Raw genomic sequence first — 7,281 nt, 5'->3', positions numbered from 1 at the left:
TTAGGAAGGCCAACCGCTACATCTGGTGGTTGTCCTTTTCCGATGAGTAGTTGACTTTCAAATTGCTATCACATGAAAAAAATGATGACGGATTTCACTGATGCCGCCAACAATCAGGTAGATATCAGCCTTGGCAATTTTCAACGATGTTCGAAAATAATCACAGTGGACCAAATCTTGCCAAAGTGGGGAATCGGGTGGTATCGTGAGGATCACCATAAGGTATCGGCAATAATTACCATAATTACACTTATTAAGATCGTCTTAAAACATCATCAGTAAAGGCATGGTAAGGTTGGCTGATAAATAACATCCCCAAAACCCCCAAAGCCTATGGTCATAGACTCAATCCTCTAAAATGTTAACAATCTGTTCGTATATTTTTGCAATTAATTCTAACCGAGAAGTAACGCCCATCCTTCTATAAACGTTATTCAGATGTTTTTTTACTGTTTCTGAGCTGATAAATAGATGTTGTGCTATTTCTTTATTTTTCATTCCTTGTGAAACGAGTGTGATAATTTGAATTTCCCTTGGTGAGAATAAATTTAGTTCTGTGAGTTTTAAACCAATAATAGTAGGATTGGGTTTAGTAAATTTTATTGGTGCATTAGATTCAGCTTTCAGTAACTCATCTATAGTATTTTCTAAAAGTTCTTGGTTGTTTTTTGAAAAACCTACTGCATGTTTGTTTGGTAGATTTTTCTCCCACCTTAACATGTATACACAATGATTAGATCCAAAATTAACGTTCCTTATCATCTTTGGTTTACTATTCAAGTTTGCAATGCTCTCCAGTTCACAATCACAAACGCATTCATGTTCTACAATATCACTTGAGACCTTCCAAACATATGTTGGGAAAGAAGCACTAAAGCCAAGATTCAATAGACAGCCGTGTCTATGTGCCATACTATTATCTGTATATGAGATTTTAAATTCAACTTGGTTATGTTTAATCCGTTCTATATGCATCTTAAAAAAATTAACCTGCATCGAGTTAAGTTTAGGCATAAATTTAAAGATTAATGAAGGCCTTAGTAGTAAACGGACGAAAGATGAATATGCCCCTTTTTGGTGACTCCATCCTTCAAGTCCAATTTTATACATTATAAAAGGGTCATTAAAAACCTTCTCGCATCTATTGAATAGCTCAACGACTAAATCACGAGATATCCAATTATTTGGATTTTCCATGTATTGCTTTTCAATAATTCCAGATGCCAATTGATCAACCTTAACTCCATGCTTGATCGCATATCTAAAAATAGGAATTACAACACGGCAGGAGACATCACGGTTCATAACAGGTTAATCCAGTACCAGGACGAGTTAAGGTGCGGACACGTTCAGTTCTTAATCAACATCCTGATAATTAATGAGAATACAACTTTTGGGTAATTGACGATTCTCAGATTAGCATTTTAATCTATACATAGTTTCGCAAGGGAATCGGATAACTGGAAGGTTTCGATCAGGGGCGGTCCCCCTGATGTGTTATCCCCAAATTCTATCCTAACTTTAGATACCGATTCATGTCAAGATGAATGAAGTGATTACCCGATAGTTCCATAAACATTTTAATTACTTAAGAATGTTAGAATCAATAATACGGGGCAAATGATAATGCTAATCATCGCCATTATTGTATTTAGCATTACAACGTCATTATATGCCGCTGAAGATGAAAGCTATTATGAGGCATAGAAGGATAGGTCGTTGAAAAAATTTTTAGTCCAGGAACCTTGGTATTATCTAAAAACAATTAAGCGAGGTATGAAAAATGGAAGAAAGCATGACACGCCCTTATCGGCTGGCAAAGGAACTTTCAAAGCTTTTCGACTTGGATAGCAAAATAGATACACTTCTTTCAGCTTCGATGTACTATCTAAACCAATTTATTGATTCTGAAAGGTCGTCAATATTTATTTTTCAACACTGGAATCAACAGCTAACTATCTTTTCATCCCTCGATCTTGAGAAGCATGAAATCAGCATTCCAAAATCATACGGTGTGGCTGGATGGGTATTTAGAAATTGCCAATCTGCCGTTATTAATAATGCTTATGAAGACACCCGTTTTTATAAAGAAGTAGATGAAATGACTGGTTTTCAAACACGTAATCTGATCTGTACTCCCCTGCTCGATAACAAGGATCACTGTTTAGGCACAATTCAATCTTTAAACAAAAAAAGCGGTGACTTTACAACCGATGACCTTGAATTATTGAACTTGGCCGCCCGCATGGTGGCTGTGGCCATTAACAATAGTAGACAATATAATGAACTCTTGGTTACCAACAAAGCTCGGAAAAAGATAATAATGCACATTACTGACAAGAGTGTTAATAGCTTTTGTTAATCCGTAAACTTAAATAAATTGGTTGTCATATTTATTTTTCAATCAATGTGGGATGAATAGCTCCAACACACTGCAATGATGAGGTTTTTAACGATTTCTTTTGGACAAATTGGTTCTTGATAAGGGCCGCCTATCTAATACGATCTCAATGTATCTTAACCCACCAGAAAACTAAATATTTAAAGAACTTAGTTTGGTATCAAATACCATCAACCAAACTGCCAAACACAATATACAGCGGTTACCACACCCCAAGTCGTTCATTTTTCCGGTCTCGGGTTGACTCTTGACCTTTGAATCAGATTTATACTATTCATAAGTAATAGCGATTGTTTATTTTCCCTCCCTTTTCCAAGACTATTGTGATTTTAGTGAAACCCTGCGTTTGACACCTGCGGCTGACCGTTCACCGATTCAAACTGCTGTTTCAAAGATCGGACACCAATCTATTTTAGATCGAGGTGCACCATGGCTGATACCCGCATGCAGCGTAAACTCAGAGCCATCTTCAGTGCGGATGTCAAAGGCTACAGCAAGCTGATGGGCGACGATGACGAACACACGATCAACACCATTACTGCATATCGGGAAATCATTACCAAATTGATTGAAGCGCATCACGGAAGTGTCGTTGATGCACCCGGCGATAACATCCTCGCTGAGTTCAGCGGAGCCCTGAACGCCGTAAATAGTGCCGTTGAAATTCAACGCACATTGGAAACCGAAAATGGCAAATTGCCAGACAATCGTCGCATGGAATTTCGCATAGGCATCAATCTGGGGGATATCCTTCACAAGGATGATCGCATCTACGGCGACGGCGTAAACGTAGCTGCCAGGATTGAAAGCCTGGCTGATCCAGGTGGCATTTGCATTTCCAGGGGGGTTTTCGATCAGGTCAAAAAGAAAGTCCTTCATGGGTTTGAATACCTTGGGGAACGTGCGGTAAAGAATATTTCAAATCCAGTGAGGATCTATAAAATCTTAACAAAACCGCAATATGCTGGAAAGGTAATTGGGGAAAAGCGTTTTTTAGGGCGGATGTCACGCAAGCTCGCTATGTCGGCTATTTTGACATTAGCTATCGTAACCGGTGGATTGATCTCATACTATATCTACCTTCATCAATCGGGTAGGATAGAGCCTGCTGTGGTGGGGAAAATGGCCCATTCCCTTCCGGAACTGCCATCTATAGCTGTATTGCCCTTTGATAATATGAGTGGGGATACTCAGCAAGATTATTTAAGCGACGGTATCACCGAGCAGATCATTGCCTCTCTGTCAAAGGTTCCATATCTTTTTGTGATTTCCCGTAACTCTACGTTTACGTACAAAGGCAATCCTGTAAAAGTGAATCAAGTAGCAGAAGATCTCGGCGTTCGGTATGTACTGGAGGGCAGTGTCCAGCGTTCTGAAGATCATCTACGCATTACTGTTCAATTGATCGATGCTATTGCTGGACATCATATATGGTCGGAGAAATATGATCGGCAGATAAAGGACATCTTTGCGCTACAGGATGAAATTGCCATGAAAATCATGGCAGAGTTGCAGGTAAAGATATCAGTCGCAGACATGGGCCGGCTTTCCTTGATAAAGACGAAAAATATAAAAGCATATGAGAAGTTTTTAAAAGCATGGGAGTATTATTGGCGAAGAACGGAAGCAGATATCCTGCAAGCCAAGAAATTAGCTCAAGAAACTATTGAATTGGACCCTGAATATGGTGACGCTTATCTATTGCTGGGCTGGACACATCTCGATGATATCTGGTTCTATAGGACAAAGTCCCGTGAAAAATCACTGGAAACAGCCGAACAATTTGCTCAGAAGGCAATTAGTCTTTCTGCTGACGAAGCGGCTGGGCATAGATTACTTGCTTCTATATATATGCTGCGGAAAGAGTATGAGAATGCGATTGTAGAAAGCCAGAGGTCTGTTGATTTAGCTCCAAACTCTGCTACGGCAAACTTTGTTTTCGGAATGGTTTTACGTAATGCTGGGCGCTATGATGACGCCATTCCATATCTGGAAAAAGCCATTCGGCTCGAACCGATTACTCCAGTTAATTTCTTGAATAATTTAGCATTGGCATATGCTTACTCTGGTCAGTATGAAAAAGCGCTACCGCTATGGACCAAGGCTATTGAAAAAAATCCTGATTATCTTTTCGCTTATCAAGGTCTCACATGGGCACATCAGCTTCTGGGAAATAGGGATCGGGCCAAAAAATTTGCTGCAGAAGTTTTACGGATTAAGCCAACATTCACCATAGCGAAATTTCAAAATAACATCCCTGCAATGAATGAGACCGAAAGAGCACGCATTATCAATGCATATCGAGAGGCTGGAATTCCGGAAAAATAGGTTTTCACAATGGTTTGAAAAAAGCATACCCCCATCAATAAAATTAAAATGAATATCCAATCCGTTAAAATATAAAGCCTACACTTATCAGTCATAGCGGTTTGGTGATATACCCAGCGACAACGCCGGGAGAATCCAATGGTTGAGAATGCAACCCAACGCAAACTGACGGCCGTTCTTTGTGCGGATGTCAAAGTTTACAGTAAGCTTATGGGTGAATACGATGAGTCTACTGTTGGAACAATACTACGCTGCGAACGCTCACAAATCATATTTGGCCCTGAAAAAGAAAGCCCACCCTAACAGCATGCAATACCTTTTACGCAGTCTTTGTTTTCTATAAATTTTCATTTCTTCAGATCAATTGCCCTGGTTCCTGACAAGACACCCCGGTGACCCGGTGGGATGTGGTGTCAAAACGATCAGTAACAGCCGGTTTCGTTTCTTAGAAAGGAGGATTCCCCCATGCGTAAATTTGACAATGCTCGTGAGGAATGGTTTCAGGACCCGCCCTACAATCTGGTAGACTTGTGTAATGAAGGGGTTGAAAAATTCGGCGACCGGCCTGCACTGGGCGTGAAAAACCCGAATACAGGAGCATACGAATGGATAACCCATGGCGAGATTGCCGCCCGGGCAGCCAATCTCCGCGGCGGCCTGGCCCAGATCGGTGTCGAAAAGGATGATGTGGTCGGCATCATCATGAACAATTCAATCGAGTACCCTGTGGTCGCCCACGCTACCTATGGCCGGGGGGCCTGGTTTATCCCCATGTATGAAAAGGAACTGCTGTCTGCCTGGCAATACATCTTGAAAGACAGCGGTATGAAAGTGGTTTTCGTGGCCAATCCCGAAATTCATGATCAGATTGCCGCCATCCGCAAAGACCTGCCGGCTTTGGAGAAAATCGTGGTGATTCGTGGTGAAGGCGATCATACCCTCGCTCGTCTGGAAGCCTTAGGAGCGAGCAAACCGGTCGCCGCGTTCAAACCATGTCGTGATGATATTGCCGGCTTGATTTACACCTCCGGCACGACGGGCGATCCCAAGGGCGTTTTGTTGAGTCACGGTAATTACGCGTCCATGCTCAAGATTATACGAGACAGCTTTGCCCCCCTGGATGAGCACACAGTCACATTCTCCATTTTGCCGTGGGCGCACATCTTTGGGCAGGTGGGTGAACTTTACCACGGCATCATCTGCGGCGGATCAGCCGGATTAATGGACAGCCAGGATACCTTGGTGGAAGATATCCAGAAAGTAAAACCCACCATTCTGGTCGCTGTCCCACGGGTTTTCAACAATATCTATGCCGGCCTGCATGCCAAAATCCAAGCTAAAGGTAGTTTGGCCAAAATCCTTTTCAAAATGGCGAAAAAAGAAGCCATTAAGAAACGTAAAACCGGCCAGGACGGCATCAAATACAAGATTTTGGATAAACTGGTTTTTGATAAAATCCGAGCAAACTTCGGCGGCAGGTTAAAAATGGCCATTACCGGCAGTGCAGTCATGAACGAAGAAATCAAACTTTTTTTCCAAGATATAGGCATCGAAACCTATGACTGTTACGGCTTGACCGAATCGTCCATTGGATTGACTTTCAATAGCCCGGTTTACGGTAATGTCATGGGAACGGTAGGCAGGCCTGGAAAACATATCCTTATCAAGATAGATAAAACCTACACGGGTGAAGAGAGCCGGGACGGTGAAATCATCGCATACGGCCCCAATATCATGCAGGGTTATTACAACAAACCGGAAAAGACGGCTGAGGTCATGACGGAGGACGGAGGGTTATGGACCGGAGACCGCGGCTGGCTGGATGAGAAGGGGTTTTTACATATTACGGGACGCTTGAAGGAGGAGTACAAACTATCCAACGGCAAGTACGTCCACCCCGCTGCCATCGAGGAAGACATAAAGTTAAACCGGTTTGTCAACAGCGCCTTTCTTTACGGAGCGGCCAAAGATTTCAACGTGGCCGTCGTCGTCCCGGACATGGCCTTTTTGAAACCGGTTGCCCTGAAGAAAGGGCTGGCCGATGATGACCCTGCCACGCTCCTTAAAAAGAAGGAAATCACCGATTTTCTCGATGCCGAGATCACCGCGCACTTGCAAAAGACCTACGGCGGTTATGAAATCCCAAAAAAGATTCTCTACTTTGCCGAACCCTTCAGTTTAGAAAACGGCCTACTGACTCAAACCCTGAAATTAAAACGGGCCCGACTCCTGGAAAAATTTGGGGATGCCCTGGAAGCACTGTATAACGAATAAAACTCAGTCCAGACCGATCAAAGGTCCAGTTTTCACGGTTAAAGGTCTTAAACTTATGGTTGATCAAATGATTCGATTGGTTTCTATCCATCGCCTACTATATCTCACGGTACGTCTCTGACTCTAGTAACCAGGCTCAATTTGCATGTTTGTGTTGGCTAAAACAGGCTCTAAGAAAATTCGGCCGGTAAAGACATCTCCAACGGATCACCAGATCTGGCAAGGTTTACGTAGCGAAGATGATCTCAATGTATCACAGATGAACCAGTCAGATCGCT

Annotated in this window: 4 protein-coding genes; 3 read left to right on the top strand and 1 reads right to left on the bottom strand. The window is 42.4% G+C overall.

Translation table 11 applies throughout. The annotated features are described in order from the left end of the window. Positions 1 to 345 precede the first annotated feature (345 nt). The gene (locus tag ABYV26_RS17015) at positions 346 to 1,305 is read right to left on the bottom strand and encodes a response regulator transcription factor (RefSeq protein WP_372682550.1); all 960 of its coding nucleotides are present in this window, start codon (positions 1,303 to 1,305) and stop codon (positions 346 to 348) included. 478 nt (positions 1,306 to 1,783) lie between these two features. On the opposite strand from ABYV26_RS17015, the gene ABYV26_RS17010 reads away from it, so the two are divergent. From ABYV26_RS17010 to ABYV26_RS17000, 3 genes are all read left to right on the top strand, one after another. Continuing rightward, positions 1,784 to 2,362 (top strand): GAF domain-containing protein, encoded by a 579-nt coding sequence (locus ABYV26_RS17010; RefSeq protein WP_372682549.1) that lies wholly within the window; start codon positions 1,784 to 1,786, stop codon positions 2,360 to 2,362. A 468-nt stretch (positions 2,363 to 2,830) separates the two neighbouring features. Further along, entirely contained in the window at positions 2,831 to 4,729 is a 1,899-nt protein-coding gene (locus tag ABYV26_RS17005; protein ID WP_372682548.1) for an adenylate/guanylate cyclase domain-containing protein, read from the top strand. Between the two features lie 465 nt (positions 4,730 to 5,194). Then, the gene (locus ABYV26_RS17000; RefSeq protein WP_372682547.1) at positions 5,195 to 7,003 is read left to right on the top strand and encodes a long-chain fatty acid--CoA ligase; all 1,809 of its coding nucleotides are present in this window, start codon (positions 5,195 to 5,197) and stop codon (positions 7,001 to 7,003) included. Positions 7,004 to 7,281 lie beyond the last annotated feature (278 nt).

The organism is Desulfosarcina sp. (assembly GCF_041551955.1).
In the GTDB taxonomy this organism is placed as follows: Bacteria; Desulfobacterota; Desulfobacteria; order Desulfobacterales; family Desulfosarcinaceae; genus Desulfosarcina.
Note: the sequence above shows the minus strand (reverse complement) of the source record. Positions and strands in the feature narration are given on the sequence as shown.